We start from the raw sequence: 24,893 nt of genomic DNA on the forward strand, positions 1-24,893 counted from the left end.
TTGAAAAAAGAAAAGCTTTTCGGGCACTATCGCACCCAAAAAGCTTACTCTTGAACGACTATTTTGAAGCGATATTCTTTAGGCGTGATACCAAATTTCTTCTTGAATAGCTTGAAAAAATAACCTTCATTGTTATAACCAACCATTTCCATGATGCGATTGATGCTGTAATCTTTGGTTTCAAGCAACTCCAGTGCCTTTCGCAAGCGAACATCATTCATATACTCGCTAATAGACATCGATTCATGCAGTCTAAATTGCTTGCTCACATGGGCGGAAGATAGTTTCATTGCAGCCGCTATGCTTTGCAGGCTCAAATTTAAATCCCTATACTGCTCTTCAATCATTTCTTTCACGGTATCCGTTAAGATCTGATTCGACTGATCTTTTACATCCTGCGTTCGTTGCTTCTGAATGTCTTGGTATATGTCCAATATCAAATCATAAATAGGTTCTAACGTTTCTTGCTTCATCATGTGCTGCACCTGCCGCTTAAAGTCCAAGCTAACTTGTCTGACGGTTCGGCTATTCATTTCACGCACGATATTTTCCACTAACGCAAGCAAGTGAAGAATGGAGTACAGGATATTATTATAATGCATGACTTTCATTTGTTGGAACAATTGCACCAATTGCTCCTGGAAATCCTTCTCTTGCCCGGACTTTATGGCTTCCGTCATTTTCTTCTCCGTATCAGTGGAAAATTGGAACGTAATATTTTCATTATTTTGCCTCACGAGATCCGGTGTAATGATACTTCCTTTACCGAAAATAATCCGATAGGACGCATTTTCCATAGCAAGACCGTATTGCTGCGATACTTGTTGGTATCGGTCAACCTTCTCCCCAGTCGAAACGGTTATCGAGAGACGGTAATATTGAAGAAGAGTTTGCTGAAGCTCTTTCAAAGCGTGCGTCAGCGAGCTCAAATGATCGCCTTGAGCCTCTTTCGCATCACCAACGAGTAAGACAAAGTGATCATTAAACATAGGAACCACTTCGCAATTAACGTGTTTTGACACAAGTTCCTTGGCAATATTGGTGATCGCAAACTTATACATTCTCTTCTCGACATCACTCGTGTTCGATTCAAATTCAGCAAAATCATCGATCAACAGCACACACACCTGAAGTTCTTGATTAAAATTAATATCCCAATCGACTTGTTCAATTTCTTCTGGAGTAGGCAGGCTCGCATCGGATATCAGTCTCCGCAATGCGAATGTTTTCAGTGCATCACGGTTTGAATGCTCTTCTGATTCATGCTTGACTAATTGATGCATAGCATCTTGATACGCTGTGGAAATGAATTTCAATTCATCCACATCAGACTTGTCGTCCGCGCCTTTACGACGGTTTGACGTCACTTGATTTAACAAATTTTCAATCGGACGATACAGGCGGTAGGCAATCAACAGCGAGCTCGCAATGGAAAGGAATAAAAAACCAATGATAATGAAGAAGGAAATAATCCGCATCTTGCTTAGTTTTCCCCACACAACCTCATAGGGCTGAACGCTTGCAATGATCCAGTCGCTTTTGTTGGACGACATAAAGCTCAGAATCGACTTGTTCTCACCTGATCCATGCACGAGATAATCCTGGTTTACACCGGAGCTCACTTTCTCACGGATTATGGATTGAATTGTGTCCGTAAAAGTATCCTTGCCCTGCTGTTGTGCCATGAGCGGGATGCCTGATTTATCTGCAATAAAAATAGAGCCTCTCGATTCATTTGTCATCTTATTCATATTCGTTAAGTTATCAAACAGCCAGCTCGGCTTGATCGTGACGATCAGCTTACTCCCGGACATGCTGTCGTATAAGAACATCGCTAATGCTGGAGAGAGCATTTTATCATAAGGTAGAGGAACAAAGGTAAGCATAGGTATACTTTTTTGTGATTGGATATACTGATCAATGACACCGTTCAATCCATCATCCTTACAATTCAAACTGCTCAAGGTTGAGTAATAGCAGCCTGTTTTGGCGTTGTAGATCGTTATACTTTGCAAAAAGGATGATTTTGAAACCGTTTTCTCTAACCTATTTAATTTTAGTGCGAGCTCGCCTTGATCCATCACATCGACATTCGACAAATAGAGGACATCATTGTCAAAAAACGTGGAAAGCGTAATGTTTTTTAATGTATCATGCATGTAGTCGATATTGTATTTGATTTGTGACAATACCTTTAATTCCGCTTGTTGCTGCATTTGAAGCATCGTTTTATCGGAGTTGTAATATAGAAGCGTCGTGCTGACAGATAAAAACACAACCATAAGAACCGTTATGGAAAGTAGCAGCTTTAACAAATATTTTCTCGACTTGTATAAACGAATAAAATTCATCTAAGTCCACCCTTTTCTAAGTTGTCTACTTATTCTATATTTATAACATACTTGGTCTCCTTAGTTACAACAATATCTGTGATTTTTGGCATTCGCTTATCTGATATTGATATTTTGTTTTGATATTTAAGGTAATAAATATCAGAATGTAGAATGTAATAGGGTGAGAAAATGTACAATTTGCCTATGCAGGTACTATTGTTTATCTCATTTCTTGGATAGATATAATTTCCAGTCCCTTCTGATTGAAAAAGAAAAAAGATAGATAAATCAACGAATTGATTCATCTATCTTCATTATTTAATCTCAAACATGTACCCAAATTTGTCTCAGTTATCGACCAAATCAGTCTTAACTATATCCATTACTCATAATCAAATCAGTCGCACCCACTACCGATACGCCTTCATCGCCTTGCGCAGCTCCTTCAAGCTCGGACGCTTGCCGTACATCAGCACGCCCGTGCGGTAGATCTTCGCCGCTAGCCATGCCATAGCGCCGATGGAAACCACCTGAATGGCGATCGATATCGCAATCTGCCAGAAGGACGGACTGCTCATCCCGATGCGCAGGAACATAATTAAAGGCGAGAAGAAAGGCACGAAGGACATCGTGACCACGAACGGAGCATTCGGATGATTAAGTCCGAAGATGGCAATCATGAAAGCAGCCACGATGATGTAGGTAACTGGCATAATGGCTGGGCCTACATCTTCGGTACGACTGACGAGCGAGCCTACAGCCGCGAATACCGTCGCATAGATGAAGAAGCCGAGTAAGTAAAAGATCAGGAAATAGACGATGAGCGATAGTTCGAGATCACTCCAATTCAGATTCAACTCTTTTAGCGCCGAGGCGTCACTAAAACGAATATTGGCTGCCGAGACGGCAATCAATACGGCAACTTGTAATAGAGCTAGTAAGCAAATGCCTATGATTTTGCCAAACATCTGCTTCAGCGGTGACACACTCGTAATGAGCAATTCCATGACACGCGTGCTTTTCTCCGCTGTAATTTCCGTGGCTACGACGTTTCCGTATCCAATTGCACCCATGTAGAGCATGAATAGCATGACATAAACGAGTGCGTACGACAACACCATTTGTGATTCCGTTTTGCCAGTAGTTGCTTCATCGGTTATGGAAATTTGCACGGTATCCAAGGATACAGGCGTTTGGATATCCGTTTTAAGCGCGTCTGGCAGGCCAGCTCCTTGCAGCACCATATCCGTCTTGATCAACTGAAGCGCCGTTTGGAGCTTGCTTTTCAGGGAAAACTCCATCGTTCCCGTCGATTTGTAGAGCATCTTCGGAAATCCACCCTGTTTCCCCTCGGTGAACTCCAAGTACCCCTTAATGATCTTATCCGCGATTTGCTGCTTCCCAAACGCTTCATTAGCTTCCGCGCTGCCTTTGTCTGGCAGTGGTACAATCTGTATCTCAGCTTTCGGCTGATTATTATAAAAAGCCGCTAATTTTGATGTCACATCCGCTTGTTTCGTACCAAATACTCCAATTTTCGTCGGTTCATCGGAAGAGAATTGATTAATAATGGCTGGAAGATGAATTAATACCGACATGAGAATGACTAAAATTAAGCTCATTATGCGAAAAGATTTTGTGCGAAAACGAGTCATGAACGTGAATTTAATCACCGTCAGGATGCTATTCATGCTGGCCACCCACTTTCTGGATAAAAATCTCATTCAAAGTTGGCTCCATGATTTGAAACCGCTGTATCGCAGATTGCTCCATCGCCAACTGTAGTATACGCTGCGCGGCTTCTGGGCTGTCTATCCGCAGCTCATAGCCATTGATCCCCTCGGTCACAGATGTAACTCCAGGAAGCTCCGCCAACCCTTGTATCCTTGCTTCCGTCTCGAGAATGATGCGTTCCTTCGGGAAGCTCGCTTTAATTTCCTTTAAGCTGCCCTGCAGTATCGTATTCGATCGATGCAAAATGCAAATATTTTCACACAGCTCTTCGACGTGTTCCATCCGATGGCTGGAAAATAAAATCGTTTTCCCTTCATCGCGTAGACTTTTCACCGTTTTCTTCAGTAACTCCACGTTCACTGGATCTAGCCCGCTAAAAGCTTCGTCTAAGATCAAAATCTCTGGATTATGTATGACTGCCGCGATAAATTGGATCTTCTGCTGGTTCCCCTTCGACAGCTCCTCAACCCTTCGGTTGTAATAGTCGGAAACCTCAAATCGTTCCAACCAATCCTTGAGACTTCGTTCTGCCGCGCTGCGTTTCATACCCCGAAGCTCGGCTAAATATGTAATTTGTTCACTAATCTTCACCTTCGGATACAAACCACGCTCCTCTGGCAGATACCCCATCAGGCTGCGCAGCTCATCCCGATAGCCTTGCCCCTTCCATTCAATTGTCCCTTGATCGGGATAGATTAACCCGAGGACCATGCGCATGGTCGTTGTTTTACCAGCCCCGTTCGCACCCAATAATCCGTAAATTTCACCCTGCTTAACACGAAGACGAATGCCATTTACGGCCGTTTTAGCCCCGTACTGCTTCGATACCTGTTCAACAATTAAAGGATATGTCATCAATGAGCCTGCCTTCCATAACGAAGTTGCTTACACGAACTATTTTACATGATATTGGAAATAAAATGAAATTCTTCGCACAAAAAAACGCCAACTCCTGTGTGTATACACATTCATCAGCGTCTATCTTTTACAAACCAAAAATCGCATCAATCACAGGCTTAGTCGTTCCACCTGGATACAGGACATATAACAGAACGTATACCATAACGCCTGTAGGCGCTGTTAGCAGCCACACAATTGCGGCAACTTTACCGATTTTCTTATGTTTCAGGAATTTCTTTTTGTAAGCGAACCACAACGTGACAAGACCAAGTACGCCACCAATAGTTGCTAAAGTGATATGGAAGAACAAGAACAAATGATAAGGCAGCTTCAAGCTCTCAGGCCCACCGAATGCCGTGTTTCCTTCAAATAAGGTACGGGACATGTAGATAATGAAAAAGGCGAGCGCGAAAATCGCACCGAGAACCATCAGCTTTTCATGTGTATCCCGATTCCCCTTCACAATATGATACCATCCGAAGCCAACAAAAATGGCACTGATAACGATAAACATCGTAGAAATCGTGGGTAATATATGCATCCTTCTAATCCTTTCTCTAAGCGCGATTCCAGTTCCCGCCTTGATTATTCAAGCTTTCTTGTGATGGAATTGGATCCAATTCGTCTTCATCCTTGCGCTCTCTGCGATACCAGCGGAAGAAAATATAAGCTAATGTGGCGCCATAGATAATCTCTTGCAAAATTTTCATAATCACACCACCGAGCTGTTGATCATCGATCGGTGACAAATGAGCAAAGGGAACCGTGACATTGTCATACATATCGTAGATAATCGAATCCGCAAAAATGATAAGCGCACAGGCTGGTGTGAGTAAAACACCATTTCCGAAAATATACGCCATTTTCTTCAAATCGTTCAATCGATTCAACTCAGGCAGCGGACAAAATACCGGGAACCACATGATAAAGGCCGTCACTAAGAGCACCGTATGATAAGCAAGAAGCCATACATCATTCTTCATCAAGTAATCCATAATATAAGGCATATGGTAGATGGAGAAAAGCATATTGAACATGAATAATGCGATTAGAGGTCGAGTGAAGAAGGAAAATAAGCCACGAAACACGATATTTTTCATACACACACGCACTAACCAAGCAGGAGTTCCTATCCAAATGAAAATAGGTACGACTAAGTAAAGAATGGTTTGTTGCAGCATATGCATACTGAACAAGTAGTGATGCCCGATGTAATTGATTGGACTTCCTTGCCCAATATAGAATAAGACAAGCCCCGAGTAAAAGAGTAGCTGCTGTGTGATCGCAATTGGCTCCGATTTCGCAGCGCTCCCATTCCCATTCACAACAAATCGACCATAGCTATATCCGATCACGACGACGATCAACAGTAAAACAGGATTCCACAAATCGAAAAATCCACCAATCTGACTCATACTTGCATCTATCTCCTTTCAATCTGATTACCCGCGAATATCTCTGCTTAAAAAAAGAGGAGGCACTTTGTCTAGACAAAGTTGCCTCTTCTTCCTTTTTTACCACCAAACCCAATATACGGCTGTGATTACACCGGTAAGAGCAACGAATGCTCCTGAGAAGATAAAGATTAGAGGGAACAAGTGTCCTCTCTCTTTGGCATGCATCCAGAAGAGCAACTGAACCAATGCCTGAACGATCCCTAGAGATACGATGAAAATCAAGATAAACGAACGATCCAAATCTCCGTAAAGTACGACAGCGAATGCCAACATCGTGAGTAGAATCGAGATAATGTAAGTCAAGTAATGATTAAGTGTTGAATCGTGCTTTACTCGCTTGCTAGGTGCGTGTGTATCATGAGAATTGCTGCTCATTTAGTGACCCACCTTCCCCATCAGATAAACAACTGTGAAGATAAATACCCAGACCAAGTCAATAAAATGCCAGTACAGGGAAGCGACATAAAACTTAGGTGCCGTTACAACTGTAAGACCTTTTTTGAGTCCTTGTGCTATCAACAGCGTAATCCAGCAAACACCGAATGCTACGTGAGCACCGTGGAAGCCAACCAACGTATAGAACGAGGTAGCGAAAGCACTTGTTGTAAATTTATGTCCTTCATGTACATATTCGAAGAACTCGTAAATTTCCATGCCCAAGAAAGAAAGACCGAACAGAACGGTTACAGCCAACCATGCTAGCAATTGACCTACTTTTTGACGGTGCATCGCAATAATTGCGAATACACTCGTCAAGCTGCTCGTCAAGAGAATGAAAGTTGACCAACCAACAGTTTTAAGTTTGAAAATTTCCTCGGCTGTCGGACCATCTGGAACTTGGTTCCGAAGGGCGATGTAGGTTGCGAATAAACAACCGAACAATACAACCTCAGCGCCAAGGAAAAGCCAAAAGCCAAGAACTTTATTTTTCCCTTCGAGGGTAGCCGTTTCCGGATTAGCAGGCAGTGCGCCCGTATGATGACTACTCATGCCTTTACCCCCTTATGATCGTCTTCAAGTTCTTCCGGCTCAATATGCCAACCGTGGTCGTCATTCACAGAACGGATGAACATGCAAATAAATGTTACGACAATGCCTGCTGCAGCTACGTAGTAGTTTTTGTACATGAAGCCGAAGCCAGCAATGAACAAACCAACAGACATCATGAGAGGTAGAATCGATGCAGACGGCATATGAATCGAACCAATTGGCTCAGCCGGCGTCATTTGTTTGTTACCTGCCATTTTCTCTTTCCAGAAAGCATCTAAGCCGCGAACAAGCGGAGTTTGTGTAAAGTTATGCTCAGGTGCAGGTGAAGGAATTGTCCACTCCAAGGAGCGTCCATCCCACGGATCTGCAGGAGCCGTCATTGGTTTTCTTGCTGTTGCGATAATGTTGATCAAGAATACCAAGGTACCGATCCCCATTAGGAACGCACCAATGGTTGAAACGAAGTTACCGACTTCGAGATCGTATCCTGGTTGATACGTAAAGACGCGTCGTGGCATCCCCATTAGACCCAAGAAATGCTGCGGGAAGAATGTCAGATGGAAGCCGATGAAGAACAACCAGAAATGCAATTTACCTAAGCCTTCACTTAGCATACGACCGAACATTTTCGGCCACCAGTAGTAAAGACCTGCGAACAAACCAAGAACGAGACCACCAACGATAACGTAGTGGAAATGCGCGACTACGAAATACGTATCATGATACTGGAAGTCAGCCGCTGGAATTGCAAGCATAACCCCTGTTGTTCCCCCCATTACGAAGGTTGGAATGAACGCTGTAGCAAATACATTCGCTGTTGTGAAACGGATTTGACCACCCCAAAGTGTGAACAACCAGTTAAAGATTTTCACACCGGTAGGAACAGCAATCGCCATTGTAGCAATCGCGAAGATCGAGTTCGCTACTGGGCCTAGACCTGCTGTAAACATATGGTGAACCCAAACCATGAAGCCTAAGAAACCAATCAGCACTGTAGCGAACACCATGGAGCTGTATCCGAACAGACGTTTTTTCGAAAAAGTAGATACGATCTCAGAAATAATACCGAATGCTGGAAGAATCAAAATGTATACTTCGGGGTGCCCGAAAATCCAGAACAAATGTTCCCAAAGCACGTTATTACCGCCTCTGGCTGCATCGAAGAATGCACCGCCGAAGACACGGTCAAACATAAGTTCAACCAAAGCAACCGTAATCGCAGGGAAAGCAAGAACGATCAGACCTGAAGTTACAAAAGCTGACCATGTAAACATAGGCAACCGCATGTATGTAAGACCAGGAGCACGCATGTTGATAATCGTTACGAGGAAGTTAATCCCCCCGATTAGTGTACCAATACCTGCAATTTGCAAGCCAAGAACGTAGAAGTCAGTTCCTTGCAAATTGTTTTCTATCGTCCCACCCCAAAGTGGGTCTGTCATTGATGACAATGGTGCGTATCCCGTCCAACCTGCATCAGGGGCGCCGCCCAAGAACCAGCTTGTATTCATGAGCACACCACCGGCGAAGAATAACCAGAAGCCGAGTGAGTTAACGAAAGGGAAAGCAACGTCCCGTGCACCAATTTGTAGAGGAACGATCGCATTCATGAAAGCGAAGATAACCGGCATAGCCGCAAAGAAAATCATCGTTGTTCCATGCATCGTTGTTAATTGGTTAAATGCATCGCCAACAAAAATTTGTTGATCTGGATAAGCGAGTTGTATCCGAATCAAAATCGCTTCTAGTCCTCCTACGAGGAAGAAGAAGCCGCCCGCTAGTAAATACAAGATACCGATTTTCTTATGATCGACGGTTGTAAGCCAATCCATAAGGCCGGTGTGTTTTTTTACTGGATGAGAGTGAGCCAACGTATGAACCTCCTTTACATCAAGAGTTTATTTCAATGTTTGTAAGTACGTAACAATATCTTTGATTTGAGCGTCATCTAATTTGCCTTCAGCCTCTTTACCAAAAGCCGGCATTTTGTTGCCTGGTTTGAGTTCCTGAGGATTATGTATCCATGAAGTCAAGTTCTCAGGTGTCATCTTTAGGATGCCCGCGAGTGTGTCGCGATCTGCGAAGCCTTTAAGGTTAGGTGCAACCCCTGGACCGCTTGCATTCACAGCATGACAAGACATGCAATTATCTTTGAAAAGCACTTCACCCTTCTGAGCAGAAGCTGGTACTGTGTTAGGTGCTTTCATTTTCGCAACCCAAGCATTAAAGTCTGCATCAGACTTCGCTGCAACGGTGAAGTTCATCAAAGCGTGTGATGCTCCACAAAGCTCTGTACATCTACCTTGGAAAGTTGCAATTTCATCTGCTTGCAAGTAAAGCGTGTTACGGATACCTGGGTTCGTATCGACTTTACCACCTAGGGATGGTACCCAGAATGCGTGCGCTACGTCAGCAGATACAACATCAAAAGCAATGATTTTATCCTTAGGAATCACTAGCTGTTGAGCTGTCGCGATACCAAGGTCTGGATATTCAAACTGCCACCAGAACTGATGTGCAGTGACTTTCACATGGATGGCGTCTTTGTTCTTGTTGTAATTCTCGGAGTGTTTGAACGTGTAGGATACTGTTGGCACCGCAAGTACTAACAGTAAGAGAATTGGGATTACCGTCCAGATAATCTCCAAAACATGACTTCCTTCGACTTGTTTCGGTATGCTTTCGTCACCTTTGCGCTTGCGAAAGCGAACTAAAACGTACACATAAATCGCAAATACGACAATTACGACAAAAATCATGATAAAGAGACTTAATTTCATTAAATAAAGCTGCTCTGTCGCCACAGGACCCTTAGGTACTAAAGCAGATAAGGTTGGGTCTCCGCACCCAGTTAGCATGAGCGTCATCACCGCTAAAAGGGGTAGCAGACGCCAGAACTTTTTCAATTGACTCATTGTATCAACCCCACTTTTAAAACAATATTTTTACCACGAAGGCCATGCCCATGTCAATTCACTTTAATAACTATAAATTCGTGAAAACTTTTTGTCAATCGCTGTAGGAGAGTTCACAAATTGTTCTTAAACAGCGGTCTGTAGCGATATATTTCCCTTCATGGTTATTTCCATACACCCACCTCTTTATGCATAAAAGCCTTTATTTGTGATGACGAATAATTACACAGAAACATCTCATCCTAATAGACATTACAACGCATTGGGAGGTCTGTTAACGATGTTTAGGAAGTTAGGTTTTCCGATTTATGGAATGATATTCCTCTTGCTCACATTATCTGCATGCGGCACTAGCGGCAAGGAGTACAGAGGCAATCCCAATAACTCCACTAGCTCGAATTATGGCGGTCATGTCGAAAAAGCTGATCAGAACGATCGAGCCTATCAAGTTGCGCAGCTCTCCGGTCCAGTGACGCACAACAATACCACGTTGGAATACAGCCAGTATCTCTCTGATCAATTGCATACCATGGACGGGGTAAATACAGCCTTTGTCATGATTACAAATCAGAATGCCTATGTTGCTTTAATGATGGATAGCAGTGCCATTGGTACGAAGGGTTTGACGAAAGAAACGAATAATCAAGGAACGGCTAAGGGCTTCTACAACGATAACAATCCCTATGATGACTCTTTACCGTCTAATGATTTAAATAAAGGTTACAATAGTTACGAAACGGCTATGCATCATGATTTACTTTCTCATAACTTTAAACAAGCCATTGCAGAGAAGCTTAGGGTGCTTAAACCAGATCTAATGGACGTTTACATTTCTGCGAATCGAGATTTCCTTAATAAAATGAATAGCTACGCACAGGAAAGTTGGAAAGGCCATTCCCTCTTGCCGTTATTAACGGACTTCAATCAGACGGTTACACGTGTGTTTGGGACGGCCCAGTCATTACCGCATGACTAGATAGATTAGGGCTAACCTCCTATTAGAAGCTTTCCCATGTAATAGGGGGTCTTGCCATGTCTTTTGGAGATCAACCAACATGTAAAACTTCTATTTCTAAAGTAGTTTATTTTTGCTTGTGGGTCGGCTCCTGTTTTCATTTGTCTTTCATTCCTGTACAATGAAGGGATCGTCTTTACTAAGAAGGAAAAAGGGAGCTGGCCAATTACCCATGTCAAATGGATTTGCCTCATTAGGTATCAGAGAAAATTTAGTTCAAGTTTTGCAAAATCAAGGTGTCGTAGAACCGACCCCCATTCAACGGGAAGCGATTCCTGTACTTTTAAAAGGTTCGGATGTTATCGCACAGGCGCAAACAGGTACAGGTAAAACCCTTGCCTTTGTACTTCCTATATTAGAAACCATTGATGTAGAAAGCTCCGATGTCCAAGCGCTTATTCTAACGCCTACGCGTGAGTTGGCAATTCAAATCAGCAATGAGCTGAAAACCCTTGTACCAGTTACAGGTGCAAAGGTCTTAGCTGCATACGGCGGGCAAGATGTAGAAAAACAGCTTAGAAAGCTTCAAGGTAACATACATATAGTAGTAGGTACACCGGGAAGGCTTCTAGATCATCTTCGCCGTGGTTCTATCAATTTCTATAAATTGAAAATACTCGTATTAGATGAAGCAGATCAAATGTTGCACATGGGCTTTTTGCATGAAGTCAAAGACATCATTGCGCAAACGTCACCTTACCGCCAAACGCTGCTCTTCTCTGCTACAATGCCCGAACAGGTCATCAATCTGTCTAAGGCTTATATGAAGGAAGCAAAAGAAATTAAAATTCAAAGTAAACAAGTCACTTTGACTGAAATTCAACAGGTGCTTGTTCCTACGACTGATCGGGATAAACAAGATGCTCTAATTGCAGCAATCAAACAATATAGGCCTTATCTTGCGATGATTTTTTGTCGGACCAAAGCCAAAGCAATTGCACTCAATGAATACCTGCAGGAGCTTGGTTTAATGTCTGATGAGCTGCACGGGGACTTGTCTCAAGCTAAACGTGAACAAGTTATGAAACGGTTCAGAGAAGGACGTATCGAGCTCTTAGTCGCTACCGATATCGCGGCTCGTGGTTTAGATGTTGAAGGCGTAACGCATATCTTCAACTATGATGTTCCTCAGGATGCAGAAAGCTACATCCATCGGATTGGTAGAACGGGTCGTGCTGGAGAGTCTGGCGTTGCAGTGACCTTCGCTACGCAAAGAGATATGCCAACGATTGAGCTCATCGAAAAAGGAATCAAAATGTCATTGCGCAGCCCTGATGGGCAGCAAAGACGCGTTGTTCGTTCATCTACCGAAGAGTACGTACCACAAGATGGCAGAGGGTCACAAGTACGTAAAGGTGGAGGTGCAGCTGGTGCTTCACGCAGTGGCAGACGCAATGACCGTGGCGGTGCGCCAGAACAGCGCAGCGGCGGACGTGCAGGAAGACCGGGAGCGCGTGAATTACGCGGCGAACGTTCGAATGTGCAGTATGGCGAACGTAATTCAGGATTTGGCTCAAAAGGTGACAAATTCGGAGCTCGCGGTGGTTCAACTGGAGCTAAGAGAACTGGTGAAAGACCTGCTAAAGTGAATTCCGAACGTAATCCGAATACGTGGGGTCGCGCAACAGTCGTTCACGAAGCAACAACAACCAATGCTGCACCAGCACGTGGTACGAACATGGGCGCTGCGAAAGCACGTGTAACGGGTTCGTATAATGGCGGCGGTGAAGGTGCAGAGCGCAAGCGTTCAGCTCCACATGGCGATAAGTCATACTCGCCATATAACAAATATGCTGGCGCAGGTCGTGATGATGCGGCTGCTGCATCTCGCACACTTCGCGGCGGCAAGGGCCGTGGCGAAGGCGGAGCACGCGGTGGCGCAGCTCCTCGCGGTGAGGGCTTCGGTGCTCGTACTGGCGCAGCTCCTCGCGGTGAGGGCTTCGGCGCTCGCACAAACGGTGCTCCTCGCGGTGAGGGCTTCGGCGCTCGCACTGGCGGCGCTCCTCGCGGTGAGGGCTTTGGCGCTCGCACTGGCGGTGCTCCTCGCGGTGAGGGCTTCGGCGCTCGCACAAGCGGTGCTCCTCGCGGACGAAGTGATGAGCGTGGTGCGCGCAGCGCAGCCTCTCGCGGCGACAGACCAAGCGGCCCGCGCGGTGGGCAAGGCGGCGCTCGTGGAAGTGCGCCAAGAGGCACTCGCGGCGGTGGCGGTAAACGCTAAGTAAAATGAAGCGATTTCATACAAGACTTTACCGATGAAGCCTTACGTTGTAAAATATAGCTGTGGTTAATTAAGATCCTACATTATAAAAATCGTTTCAACCCGTGCTCGCACGTAGGATTTACCCCCCATCCAATCGAAGGAGGTATGTTCCATGTACGCATTAAAGGATAAGGAAATGATTTTTGTATTCACTGGCCCACACGGGGCAGGCCGTAAAACCGTTGCGGAAATGTCCGGCTCCACGTTGGGGATGAAACAAGTGATTTCTTACACCACACGACCTCCGAAAGCGACAGAGGAAGATGGTCAAGATTATCACTTCATCTCACCCGCTCAATTTGTGGGGGCACAAGCTGGCGGTGAATTCATTGAAGTAAGTACCGTTAATGACCATCTATATGGAATCAAAAGCGCAGATATTGAGCTGATGTTCCAGCAAAGTGGCAGCATCTACTTGATCTTGAACCGCTTCGGAGCCGTTACGCTAAAAAATCTATATGGCGATCGTGTCGTCCAAATCTTCATTTATGCCCAGCGAGACACACTTGAAGAGCGGATGAAAGAAAGTGGAGATTCTGAAGAAATCGCCTCCAAATATTTGTCTGATTACGAAAATGAATTAGCCTACCGTGACCAGTGTGATCATGTTTTTGAAAATGTGGACTTGGCTCATACGGTATTCGATCTTACCAAAACATTGGATCACTATTTAAATCGTAACCTAGTCGACTTAGACTAGAAACGAAGGGCACTAGCTGCCGATAAAAGGCCTGGACGGTCCCCCGTCCGGGCCTTTTCATTAGATTAGCTATGTTAGGATAGCTGATCCAACTAAGGAGTTGTACGCTATGAAAATCATTTCGATCGAACCCACACCCAGCCCTAATTCAATGAAACTCAACATGGATGAATCTTTAGCATCCGGTGTGCGAGAAACGTATACGAAAAAGAACGCTGCTGCTGCTCCAGTAGAAGTTCAAAAATTACTTGCCGTGCCTGGCGTTATCAGCATCTTTCACGTAGCTGACTTCATCGCGGTGGACCGCAGCTCGAAGGGTGACTGGCAGTTCATCCTTGCGCAGGCACGCGAGATTTATGGCGAAGCCCAGCCAACGGCTGGCGCTGGGTTGCCAGCCGAGCAGCCTGCGGCTGAAGCCGCCTTCGGCGAAGCGCAGGTGCTCGTGCAGATGTTTCGCGGCATTCCGCTCCAGGTACGGGTGCGCGCAGGCGCAGAAGAAGCGCGCATCGGCATGCCGGAGCGCTTCACACTAGCCGCGGTCCGCGCAGGTACGGCTTCGCCGAACCTGATCAAAGAGCGGAAGCTCGAGGAGCTCGGCGTCCGCTACGGCGAGCTGTCGGACATCGCGGGCGAGGTCGTCCAGGAACTGGACGCCTCTTACGACGATGCCCGCATCGAGGAACTGGTCTCCCGCGCGATGCAGAAGACCACGGACGCCCCTGTGGAGGCAGCTGCCACAGGGCAGGATCTGAGCGCAGCCGCGGAGCAGCTGCGACACAGCGATTGGAAGCAGCGCTACGCCGCGCTTCAGAAGATCCAGCCGTCGCTAGAGACGCTGCCGCTTCTCGTCCATGCACTGCAGGACGAGAACACGTCGCTTCGGCGACTGGCTACGGTGTACCTCGGGGATATCAAGGAACCCGAGGTACTGCCTTACCTGTATCGTGCCCTAGAGGACGATACGCCTTCGGTGCGTCGGACAGCAGGCGATACGCTGTCCGATCTCGGTGACCCTGCCGCCATGCCCGCGATGGCCAAGGCACTCAAGGACCGCAACAAGCTTGTCCGTTGGCGCGCGGCACGTTTCCTTTACGAAGTCGGAGACAACACCGTGCTTGACGACCTAAAGCAAGCTGCAGACGACCCCGAATTCGAAGTGCGGATGCAGGTGAAGATTGCCCTCGAGCGCATTGAAGGCGGTCATGCCGCTGAAGGCTCGGTTTGGCAGCAAATGACACGCAGAAATGACTAGCCCTTTGTCTTGAATAAAGCTCATGAATAAAGCACGAATGTCTCCTACGCAAGTAGGTTCTCATTCGTGCTTTTTTATTTACATACTAGGCTCACTCACTTCGTAAATTGCTTGAAATACACGATTCTCTCCTCGATTGTCGGATGCGAGCCGCGGAACCATTGCACCAGCTTCGGCTGGGTAACGGGGCTGAGATTTTCTTTGGCGATATGCTGAAAAGCGCGGATAGCTGCATCCCCATCGCCCGTCATTTGCATCGCATAGACGTCTGCTCGGTGTTCAATCACCCTTGAGAATGCGTTTTGAGCTGGCGACGAGAGGAAGCTCATGAGCGATATGAGCAACAGCAGAATTGGTAAGGCCGCTAAGTCCCGTTCGCCTCGCATTCCCCACCGTGAGCCCCAATGTTTCAAGATCAAGCGATAGGCGTGGAATGCTAGCCAAAAACCGACAAAGCTGAGTGCGACGCCATAAGCGATCCCCCAGTAGATATGTCGTTCCACGTAATGTCCCATCTCGTGAGCCATCACCGTCAGGATCTGATCTGGCTGCAGCTTACCCAGAATCGTATCCCAGAGTACAATACGTGCGTTCCCCCCGATGCCATTCACATAGGCGTTAATCGCATTCGTACGCTCGGACATGTTGACCTCGTAAACCTGATCGGTCGGTATGTGTGATTTTGCCGCGAGATCAAGAATCTGCGCCTTTAGCTCCTGATTTTGAAGAGGCTGGAAATCATTGTACAACGGGTCTAGCACCACAGGCTGAATAAATGTTACGAATAAGATCAAAGGAATCGAAATCAACCACAGCCACACCCACCAGCGCTGGGGGCTCCATTTACTGATCCATCTAAAAATCCCCACCATCACTATCGTGCCTACGATATCAATGAGAAATGTTTTTAAATAATCCTTCAGAAAAATGATAGGCGTTTCATTGGAGATGCCGTAGGCTTGGTCGATTTTGAACAAAAATACATCGATCGGAAGAAATAGCACGTCCATAACAAGTGTAAAAAGCACCACAAACAGCAGCATTTGCAGGAACGAAGCTCGGAATACTTTCTCAGCGAGTTGGCGGAAGCTAACGGCGATGCCGAATAAGGCGACTGTCACTCCCATTTGCAAGGGTGAGCTTAAGAAGAAGGTTAATGAATGAATCCGAGAAAGCGACTCTGCTTTGACAATTTCTGCATGGGTCATGAACGTATTCGGATCAGCCACAGTTCCCACTAATGTTGTTGGGATTTGAAATAAATCCCCTTTGATGAAATATACAATCACGCTAACTGCATAACAAACAAAAGCAACTGTACCCCATAAATAAATACGTTTCATCCCTTGCCTCCACAATCTTCTTGATATTATCATCCTTGGCAGAACCGAGCTGTTCTAGATATGCTTGTTTACCTAGTCTATGCGTGTATGGGAGTGGTGTATGTGTCTCAAGGCATATTTCGGATTCCTGTGTTGCATTCTCAAGTAACCCATGATGTAATGAGAACATCGACTGGAATGGACGTGCGACATGAAGAAATGGATTACGCTTTGTATATTGGCTTTGGTTAGCCTTACACTTATCCTATTGGTAAAAACAAACACCCCTGGTGCGGAACAAATCACCTCGATATCCATTCAGCCTTCCGCTACACCGAGTACTGGACAAGCTGAAGCATCCATAGCGCCGAAGGCTTCAGAGGCAACAACGGCAGTCATAAGCCCATCTCCTGCCGCACCTTCAACTCCCACTGAGCATCATGTTCAAATACAAGCCATTCCCGCGCTCTCACAACTACCCGAGCTGCCTAATGGATGTGAAGCTGTCGCTGCGACGATGCTGCTTAATTGGGCTGGTCTGCCGATTACAAAGGAAGAGGTGGCTTACGCCTTGCCTACGGGGGACATGCCCTACGAGAATGAGTACGGCGCCTTTGTTGGCGCAAATCCCAAGGACGTTTTCGTTGGCGATCCTTTTGCTATCGGCTACGGGATTTATCATACCCCCATCGCTAAGCTTATGAATCATTGGTTGCCTGGCCACGTTCGCGATCTGACAGGAACCTCCTTTGACGATTTACTTGGCGTCATCGCTGGGGGTAGCCCTGCCATGGTTTGGGCAACCGAGCATATGGATACCCCTTTTTTGGATTTGGAATGGGAGGACGAGACAGGTGAGCTTGTTCCTTGGTATCAGCCTGAGCATGCCCTATTGCTTACCGGATGGGACGATGATTATGCCTATATGAACGATCCGATGACTGGCGAGCAAGAAGCCTATCCGCTGGCTGCCTTCAAAGAGGTTTGGGAGCACATGGGGTCCCAGGCGATCACGATCATCACATAGATATGTAGAGTCCCGTCCAGTACGCCTCTATTTCACAGCCGATAGGTAGTATAAATCATTATGAATCCACCAAATTTAGTTGGTTTTTTTGAAATATTGGACTAACGCGAGCGGCGAATGAAGTTGAGTTACTCGAAAATGTCGAGTATCTCGAGCTCGACAGCAGCGATTGAGCGGAGATACTCGAACATGTCGAGTATCTCGAGCTCGACAGCGGCGATTGAGCGGCGTTACTCGAACATGTCGAGTATCTCGAGCTCGACAGCAGCGATTGAGCGGCGTTACTCGAACATGTCGAGTATCTCGAGCTCGACAGCGGCGAATGTGCGGAGATACTCGAAAAAGTCGAGTATCTCGAGCTCGACAGCAGCGAATGTGCGGCGTTACTCGAAAATGTCGAGTATCTCGAGCTCGACAGCAGCGAATGAGCGGAGATACTCGAAAATGTCGAGTATCTCGAGCTCGACAGCGGCGATTGAGCGGCGTTACTCGAAAATGTCGAGTATCTCAAGCTCGACAGCGGCGATTGAGCGGCGTTACTCGAAAATGTCGAGTATCTCGAGCTCGACAGCAGCAGTTGGAGTGGTGTCTGTCGATGAAAGCTCATTACTATCCCTATCTCAACACAAAAAGCATGGACCATCCCCGAAGGGTTGTCCATGCTTTTTCTACAAGGGATCCAGCTGAACAGCCGCTTGCTTGCCGCTCAATTGGATGCCTGTGTGCTTCTTGCCGTGGGAGCCGAGCTCCTTAACTAGCGTTTCCAATAATGCCTTCGCCTTCACGCCTTCCTTGCCGGAGATCTTTACGACCAGCAGAACGGCGTCTCCGCCTTTCAGCATGCGCTCAGCCTGCTGGCGCTTCGTCTCGAGATCGTGATCTTCGATGTTCGCTGTCAAGCGAAGCTCCTTGACCTTCGGTCCCTGCTCTTGCTTCCTTGCTTGCTGCTTTTCCTGCAAGGCCTCCTGTTTGGCTGCCCCTGCTCCGATCAGCTTGCAAGGTGGCGGGCTGCTCATAAGCGAGGTGCAGACGAGGTCAACTTTTAACTTTTTCGCCAAAGCAAGCGCATCTTCCGTAGACATAACGCCTAGATCCTCACCCTGCAGCCCAGTGACCTGTACATCGGATGCTTTAATTTTCTCATTCTTAATAATCATTGTGAATACACCTAATCTTTCGCTATAATGAACCCATCCACCCGTCGAAGGATCGATGTTGGTTGAGATTTTACGCGTGTGATCGATAGAGGTTGGCTGAAACTTTACGCGTGTTGCCAAGAGGTTGTATAAGGAGATGTCTGTTACCCGATGAATAATAAACAATTAGAAGAGCAAATGATCGAAAATTACAAACGTGAAGAGCATATGATGATTTTGGTTTTTGCACAGTGGTGTATTAACCACGGTCTGGACCCTGCAGCACTTTATCATAGCGCCTATCCAGACCAGCCGAATAATGAAGCACTAGAGAAAGCTTTAGAGTTAACGGTGCCGAAAGAAGAAGCCGGCGAGGTCCCAGATGACACATTGCTTGGCGTGCTTTCCCTCTTTGGCAATGAAGAGCTTGCGTTTATTGTAACGCAAGAAATCGATAAAAGACCGAAGCTTCATCGCTAGGGAATCCTCCCGCCAATTGCAGCGGAACGACGACCATCCTCGAATTCGCTGCACAATCCATTCTCTATATTACGTAACTATGCTGATGGCTTAATGCGAAAGCTTCCGCTAACAGCTCAACTGTCCGCTTTCTCGTTTCCACAAGATGCCCGCCTGCGACGACCATAACTTCGTCAACACCATAGCTTTCGGCGAGTCGCAGGATTTGTTGCCTGACTTCGCCTGGATTACCCACTATCATCCGTGAGCGATTGTCTCTCACTCGCGTTTGATCCCAATCGGAATACGCATATTCCGCAGCTTCTTTCGGTGATTTCACTCCGGTGAACTCGCCTTTTTCCATTTGCAGAATACGCAAATCGATCGAGGTCGCAAGCTCTTCCGCCTCCGCTGACGTTTCAGCGCACAGTACATAAATACACACCGTCGCCTGCGGCACGACATTGAGCGCCGACGGTTGGAACGAGCTGCGGTAGCTTCGCACCGCTTGCTGTCCTCCCGCTCCGTTGATGAAGTGCGCGAAGCAGAAGGCTGCGCCTGCCTGCGACGCATACACCCCGCTCTGCCCGGTGGAGCCGAGCAGCCACACCTGGGGCATCGAGGCCACCAAAGGGGTGGCGCGGATTCCCTCGAATACGTGCCCTGGTTCCACCGAATCGGTGAGGAACCGCAGCAAATCCGTGACTTGCGCAGGGAACCGCTCCAGTCCCTCGAACAGATCGGCGCCGACGCCACGCAGCGCTTTGGCTGTATGCGGCGTGCCGCCTGGCGCACGCCCGATGCCAAGGTCGATGCGCCCTGGATAGAGCGCCTCGAGCATACGGAAATTCTCAGCGACCTTGTAGGCGCTGTAATGGGGAAGCAGCACACCGCCGGAGCCTAGCCGAATACGGCTTGTGCGAGCGGCCAGTGTGGACAATAAAACCTCTGGCGAGGAACCGGCAAGTCCGGCTGAGTTATGATGCTCCGACACCCAGAATCGGGTGAAGCCGAGACGGTCAGCGAGCTGCGCGAGTGCAATTGTTTGTTGTAATGCCTCACTATGGGTAAAGCCGGATGATACCGGTGACTGATCAAGAATACTTAGCTTCAGCATAGTCATCCCTTCTTTCTGAGTGTTCTGCCGCTGATGATGATAATTATACAACGCCCAGACCACAAAAGAAAAAAGGACAAACCGAAGTGGCGTTGTCCTGAGTTCCATGCATGCCCCGAGCATTTCTTTTACTTACTAAAAGTGTATGGTTACTGGAAAACTTTATGACTTCCTTTTTCATTATGAAAATATAAGAATCTATATGCTTCACATAATACGTCGGCTATATTTCTCCATAAACACTGTGATACGTCCTAAGAGGACGGTGCAGCCGTTTGTTTTGCTTACATGGCTGTCGATCGGACTCGTTTTCTACTCCGAATATACCGAATCGCATGTATACAACCCATCAGAGCAACACCGCCAACCATGAAGCCAGCAAGCACATCACTTGGGTAATGAACACCGAGGTAAATACGGCTAAGTCCAATATTGAGAATAACCAAGACGGTCAACGCAGGTATGAACCAAGCTGCTTTCCAAGATTGACGCACATTCACCCATAACAAATAACCGAGCAGCCCGTAGAAAAGAATCGCAACCATCGCGTGACCGCTTGGGAAGCTGAAACCATCTACCTCGACTAACCTTCCCTCTATGGAAGGACGATCACGCTCAACAAGCTTCTTAAGTGCTACATTCAGTCCCCAAGCACCAAGTACACCAAGGAATAACACAAGCGTTTCCCACTTATGCTTGAATTTAAATATCAACAGAGCAGCAACTAGAAAAAAGAGTATAAATTCCGCCAACCCGCTTCCCATGAAGGTGAATACTTTCGCAATGGCGGTCCATAGATCACCTCGCTGATCCTGAATGTAACCGCCTACATGTTGATCAAATGCTAGTAGCCATCGAGCCGAAAAGCTCTGCGACAGCACGATAAAGATAAGGAGCAGTACGCCTGCTCCCCCTAAGCTCCATACCATATCCCTTGCTATGACTTTCCCTTTCCCCTTCATCTTTCTAGCCTCCTACTGAATTGTTGATCAATAATCTTAAGCTGCCTGGCGCACCTTACGGGCCTGCCGTTTCTTGATGATCAGCGGAACAACGGCAAAGACAGCATACATCCCTACAGCCCCCAGAAACTTCCACGACCAAATATCGTTCAAGGAAGCACCAAATACGTTATACACAATCGCTCCTGGAATAATTCCGATGAACGTAGCCCATGTATAGTCCCAGAAGCGGATTTTCGATAATCCGGCCCCATAACTGATGCCATCGAAAGGAAAGAAAGGCATGAGACGCATATAAAGCACGACCATGAAGCCTTTTTCCTCTGCTTTTTGATCGAAAGATAACAACTTAGGACTTCGTAAAATGCGTTGAAAGCTGCCGCGGCCCCATTTACGCGTAATGTAGAACGACAATAATGCGCCTGCACCAGCCCCAATAATATCGTAGATCGTCCCCCAAAAAGCGCCAAAAACATACCCCCCATAGAGGGTCAAAGGTGTTGCCGGGAACAAGACTAATGGCCGAAGTGTATACGCAAGGATATACAACAGTCCGCCTAGCGGGCCTAAATCACGCAGCCATTTCGTAACCCAATTCAGATCCACATGCTCCCAAACACCTGTCCATTTCAATATCAATAGCCCAAGAATGGCAGCAACAAACCAACTAATTAGCAACCAAAGCGGCTTTGAACGCGCCATGGCTCGCCTCCTTCATACTCCTGATTCCCAACTATCGCAGGTTGATCTTCCCCTCCATCTTACACAAATATGTGAGTCGATATCAACTTAACGCACGGGGCAGATATTCGGACACGCTTCTCTTGTTTTTAGGACAAAGGAAATCTAGCTATTACTTCATGCGGGTATTACCCTTTCCTGCAAAAGTATTTCGTGAAAGGCGTTATGATCGGCGCGATCAAAGGTTGATAGCGAGCTCATACACCGAATTAGGAGAGGTTCACCGCTCTTATTTTTTCGCTCCTTCGACCATAAAACTGATGACTAGCGTGCGTTAATTATGCTGAAACATCGATTTTCATTTGACAGGCTAAAAGTGTGAATTTACACTATAGGAATAATTTGGAGCGTAAGCATAACGAGAGGAGATAGCCACATGAAGAAAATCATAGCGTTACTTCTTTTATTTGCGCTATGTCTCTTGCAGTACATGAGGACATCAGTTGCTGGCGAGGATCCCTTCTTACGATCGGATTACAGTAAGCTTCGACCTGTGAAGATTGAGCGGGTCATTCCAAGTAAGGAAGTAGAGCAGCTTCAAGAGATTGTAAAGGATGCCCGGGAAAAAGGCACCAAGATTTCAATTGCTGGCCAGCGGCACAGCCAAGGCGGGCATACGTACTACAAGGACAGTATCGTGTTGGATATGACCCCATTCAACAAGGTTCTCGCCTTTGACGAGAAGGTGAAGACGATTACTGTGCAGTCTGGTGCCACTTGGGCAGATGTGCAGAAGTACATAAACCCGTACGGGCTTGCAGTGAAGACCATGCAGTCACAGAATATTTTTACAATTGGAGGCTCGATCTCGGTCAATGCCCACGGCCGTGACATTCGGAATGGCTCTCTCATTAGTACCGTTGAATCCTTCCGATTATTAGGGGCAGATGGCACGATACGCAATGTTTCCCGATCTGAAAATGCTGAGCTATTCCCGCTGGCGCTAGGCGGATACGGTTTATTCGGTGTCATCTTGGATGTGACGTTGACATTAACGGATGACGTAGTTTACGAGATGACTAGTGAAACGATGACGACTGAAACCTATACGGATTATTTCCTTAACCAGGTTAAAAACAATCCCGACATCCACATGCATCTCGCACGTATTTCTGTTGCGCCAGATAGCTTCTTATCCGAAATGTATGCTACGAATTACATGGCACGACCTGATCTTCCGATTACCGAATACAATACATTCAAGCTGAAGGACAGCTACGTATTGCCTCTAAAATTCCTTTTCGGACTCAATCGTTCGTTCGACTGGGCGAAAAATGCGTTCTGGGACTTACAACGGCATTTCCTTATCGGCCGCAGCACAATCCTAACGCGTAACAACGCAATGCGATCTGAATCTGATTTCATGGACTACAGCTCAGATACCAAAAATGATCTCTTACAAGAATATTTCATTCCCGTGGAACATTTTGGCGACTTTGTTAACAGCATGAAACCTATCCTGCAAGAAGAACAATTAAACCTATTAAATATTACGGTACGTTACGTCAATCATGACGAAGAAGCGATGCTCTCGTATGCGAAGAGCGACATGTTCGCCCTCGTTTGTCTGTTCAACACACCGTTAAGTGAAGCGGCACAAGCTCGTATGACCAAAGGTGTCCGGCGGATCATCGATCAGTTGAGGACATTTCATGGCTCGTATTATTTACCTTATGCCCCTTTTCCTTCAGTCGATCAGTTCCAAACGATGTATCCAAAGGCGGACGCCTTTTTCCAAGCCAAAGATCAGTGGGATCCACAGCATCTTTTTATGAACCAATTCTACGACGATTATAGGGGGAATTAGGATGAATGTGGGATTACTCATACGATCACAAAGTTTAGCAACATTGGCGGCGGGGATGATCTATCCTTATTATTTGCTGTTCTTAAAAAATCTCGGCAGTACGTATTCAGCGTATGGCCTTGCTTTTGCCATATTCACGATAAGCTCTGCAGCGTCTGCCGTATGGCTGGGTAAGCTTGTGGACCGCTCCTCAGTTAAAATGATGGCAGGCGGTTCGCTCGGAATGATGGCTGCGATGCTCATCTTCCCTTGGATTCCTTCGTACGGCTTCGTCTTACTCATTCAAGCATTCATGGGCGTCTGTAACGCCATGCAGAAGATGAGCGAGCGCGGATTGCTCGCAGATGGGACTGAACACGGAAAGCGCGGCGGTACGCTTGGCAATTACCACTTTTGGACATCGGTAGCATCTGGGTTTGCTGTGCTCATCGGCGGTTATATCATTGATTGGCTGACGATTGATGTGTTGTTTTACGTAAGCGCGGGGATTTATGCGGTGAGTGCTTGGATGACGCTTAAGATGCGGAAGAATTAAATAACGTCACCATCCATTTAATTCAAGGTTGAAGCCATATGAACACCGAATATTTCAGTCCGTTGCCTATAACTATTGGTATTTAATTGAAATAGATGGATTGTGTCCGTACATTTTAGTATAATAACCGTTAGGTTTATCGTTTGTAGAATTTTGGATGAATTTGTCGAATTGGAGAATAACTCCTTTGACTATATCCGAGTTCTTCAGCAGGCTATTATTAGCCATTGG

23 protein-coding genes are annotated in these 24,893 nt (G+C 46.5%); 9 read left to right on the forward strand and 14 right to left on the reverse strand.

Annotated features, from left to right (window positions below):
- Positions 1–44: 44 nt before the first annotated feature.
- The 9 genes from AC58PQ_RS13770 to coxB form a co-directional block, all read right to left on the reverse strand.
- Entirely contained in the window at positions 45–2,351 is a 2,307-nt protein-coding gene (locus AC58PQ_RS13770) for a helix-turn-helix transcriptional regulator (protein WP_497242491.1), read from the reverse strand.
- Between the two features lie 392 nt (positions 2,352–2,743).
- Positions 2,744–4,024: an ABC transporter permease gene (locus AC58PQ_RS13775; protein ID WP_497242492.1), complete on the reverse strand. Its 1,281-nt coding sequence runs from the start codon at positions 4,022–4,024 to the stop codon at positions 2,744–2,746.
- Positions 4,017–4,922: an ABC transporter ATP-binding protein gene (locus AC58PQ_RS13780; RefSeq protein ID WP_497242493.1), complete on the reverse strand. Its 906-nt coding sequence runs from the start codon at positions 4,920–4,922 to the stop codon at positions 4,017–4,019. The genes AC58PQ_RS13775 and AC58PQ_RS13780 overlap by 8 nt, the downstream gene beginning before the upstream one ends.
- A gap of 130 nt (positions 4,923–5,052) precedes the next feature.
- Positions 5,053–5,508, reverse strand: coding sequence for a DUF420 domain-containing protein (locus AC58PQ_RS13785; protein WP_171632365.1), 456 nt, complete (start codon positions 5,506–5,508; stop codon positions 5,053–5,055).
- A 16-nt stretch (positions 5,509–5,524) separates the two neighbouring features.
- Positions 5,525–6,382, reverse strand: coding sequence for a cytochrome c oxidase assembly protein (locus AC58PQ_RS13790; protein WP_497242494.1), 858 nt, complete (start codon positions 6,380–6,382; stop codon positions 5,525–5,527).
- A 99-nt stretch (positions 6,383–6,481) separates the two neighbouring features.
- Positions 6,482–6,799 carry a cytochrome C oxidase subunit IV family protein gene (locus AC58PQ_RS13795; RefSeq protein ID WP_497242495.1) on the reverse strand — a complete coding sequence of 106 codons (318 nt, stop codon included), beginning with the start codon at positions 6,797–6,799 and terminating at the stop codon, positions 6,482–6,484.
- Positions 6,800–7,414, reverse strand: a complete 615-nt coding sequence (locus AC58PQ_RS13800; RefSeq protein ID WP_497242496.1) for a cytochrome (ubi)quinol oxidase subunit III — start codon at positions 7,412–7,414, stop codon at positions 6,800–6,802.
- The gene (ctaD, locus tag AC58PQ_RS13805) at positions 7,411–9,246 is read right to left on the reverse strand and encodes a cytochrome c oxidase subunit I (RefSeq protein WP_497242572.1); all 1,836 of its coding nucleotides are present in this window, start codon (positions 9,244–9,246) and stop codon (positions 7,411–7,413) included. Before ctaD ends, AC58PQ_RS13800 begins: the two co-directional genes overlap by 4 nt.
- Positions 9,247–9,312: 66 nt before the next feature.
- Positions 9,313–10,329 (reverse strand): cytochrome c oxidase subunit II, encoded by a 1,017-nt coding sequence (coxB, locus tag AC58PQ_RS13810; RefSeq protein WP_497242497.1) that lies wholly within the window; start codon positions 10,327–10,329, stop codon positions 9,313–9,315.
- Positions 10,330–10,609: 280 nt separating this feature from the next.
- On the opposite strand from coxB, the gene AC58PQ_RS13815 reads away from it, so the two are divergent.
- The 4 genes from AC58PQ_RS13815 (at position 10,610) to AC58PQ_RS13830 (ending at position 15,556) form a co-directional block, all read left to right on the forward strand.
- Positions 10,610–11,305: a YhcN/YlaJ family sporulation lipoprotein gene (locus AC58PQ_RS13815; protein WP_497242498.1), complete on the forward strand. Its 696-nt coding sequence runs from the start codon at positions 10,610–10,612 to the stop codon at positions 11,303–11,305.
- A 211-nt stretch (positions 11,306–11,516) separates the two neighbouring features.
- Complete coding sequence (locus tag AC58PQ_RS13820) at positions 11,517–13,562, forward strand: DEAD/DEAH box helicase (RefSeq protein WP_497242499.1); 2,046 nt, start codon at positions 11,517–11,519, stop codon at positions 13,560–13,562.
- A gap of 154 nt (positions 13,563–13,716) precedes the next feature.
- The gene (locus tag AC58PQ_RS13825; RefSeq protein WP_497242500.1) at positions 13,717–14,304 is read left to right on the forward strand and encodes a guanylate kinase; all 588 of its coding nucleotides are present in this window, start codon (positions 13,717–13,719) and stop codon (positions 14,302–14,304) included.
- Positions 14,305–14,413: 109 nt separating this feature from the next.
- On the forward strand, positions 14,414–15,556 hold the full coding sequence (locus AC58PQ_RS13830) for a conserved virulence factor C family protein (protein ID WP_497242501.1): 1,143 nt from the start codon (positions 14,414–14,416) through the stop codon (positions 15,554–15,556).
- 95 nt (positions 15,557–15,651) lie between these two features.
- On the opposite strand, the gene AC58PQ_RS13835 is transcribed toward AC58PQ_RS13830, so the two are convergent.
- Positions 15,652–16,899, reverse strand: coding sequence for a M48 family metallopeptidase (locus tag AC58PQ_RS13835; protein WP_497242502.1), 1,248 nt, complete (start codon positions 16,897–16,899; stop codon positions 15,652–15,654).
- Positions 16,900–17,089: 190 nt separating this feature from the next.
- On the opposite strand from AC58PQ_RS13835, the gene AC58PQ_RS13840 reads away from it, so the two are divergent.
- Together AC58PQ_RS13840 and AC58PQ_RS13845 are read left to right on the forward strand one after the other, a co-directional pair.
- Positions 17,090–17,905 carry a C39 family peptidase gene (locus AC58PQ_RS13840; RefSeq protein ID WP_497242503.1) on the forward strand — a complete coding sequence of 272 codons (816 nt, stop codon included), beginning with the start codon at positions 17,090–17,092 and terminating at the stop codon, positions 17,903–17,905.
- A 189-nt stretch (positions 17,906–18,094) separates the two neighbouring features.
- Positions 18,095–18,592 (forward strand): hypothetical protein, encoded by a 498-nt coding sequence (locus AC58PQ_RS13845; protein WP_497242504.1) that lies wholly within the window; start codon positions 18,095–18,097, stop codon positions 18,590–18,592.
- Here AC58PQ_RS13845 and infC read toward each other — a convergent pair.
- Positions 18,574–19,062 carry a translation initiation factor IF-3 gene (gene infC / locus AC58PQ_RS13850; RefSeq protein ID WP_497242505.1) on the reverse strand — a complete coding sequence of 163 codons (489 nt, stop codon included), beginning with the start codon at positions 19,060–19,062 and terminating at the stop codon, positions 18,574–18,576. The genes AC58PQ_RS13845 and infC overlap by 19 nt on opposite strands.
- Before the next feature lie 150 nt (positions 19,063–19,212).
- Here infC and yxiS point away from each other — a divergent pair, with 150 nt between their 5' ends.
- On the forward strand, positions 19,213–19,521 hold the full coding sequence (gene yxiS, locus AC58PQ_RS13855; RefSeq protein ID WP_497242506.1) for a protein YxiS: 309 nt from the start codon (positions 19,213–19,215) through the stop codon (positions 19,519–19,521).
- Positions 19,522–19,585: 64 nt separating this feature from the next.
- On the opposite strand, the gene AC58PQ_RS13860 is transcribed toward yxiS, so the two are convergent.
- The 3 genes from AC58PQ_RS13860 to AC58PQ_RS13870 form a co-directional block, all read right to left on the reverse strand.
- Complete coding sequence (locus tag AC58PQ_RS13860) at positions 19,586–20,617, reverse strand: LLM class flavin-dependent oxidoreductase (RefSeq protein ID WP_497242573.1); 1,032 nt, start codon at positions 20,615–20,617, stop codon at positions 19,586–19,588.
- Positions 20,618–20,901: 284 nt separating this feature from the next.
- On the reverse strand, positions 20,902–21,579 hold the full coding sequence (locus AC58PQ_RS13865) for a phosphatase PAP2 family protein (RefSeq protein ID WP_497242507.1): 678 nt from the start codon (positions 21,577–21,579) through the stop codon (positions 20,902–20,904).
- A 36-nt stretch (positions 21,580–21,615) separates the two neighbouring features.
- Positions 21,616–22,281, reverse strand: a complete 666-nt coding sequence (locus tag AC58PQ_RS13870) for a TVP38/TMEM64 family protein (protein WP_497242508.1) — start codon at positions 22,279–22,281, stop codon at positions 21,616–21,618.
- Positions 22,282–22,696: 415 nt separating this feature from the next.
- Here AC58PQ_RS13870 and AC58PQ_RS13875 point away from each other — a divergent pair, with 415 nt between their 5' ends.
- Both AC58PQ_RS13875 and AC58PQ_RS13880 read left to right on the forward strand, forming a co-directional pair.
- On the forward strand, positions 22,697–24,127 hold the full coding sequence (locus tag AC58PQ_RS13875) for an FAD-binding protein (protein ID WP_497242509.1): 1,431 nt from the start codon (positions 22,697–22,699) through the stop codon (positions 24,125–24,127).
- A 1-nt stretch (position 24,128) separates the two neighbouring features.
- Positions 24,129–24,662, forward strand: a complete 534-nt coding sequence (locus AC58PQ_RS13880) for an MFS transporter (RefSeq protein WP_497242510.1) — start codon at positions 24,129–24,131, stop codon at positions 24,660–24,662.
- The last annotated feature ends 231 nt before the right edge of the window (positions 24,663–24,893 follow it).

Source organism: Paenibacillus sp. J22P143 (assembly GCF_059692035.1).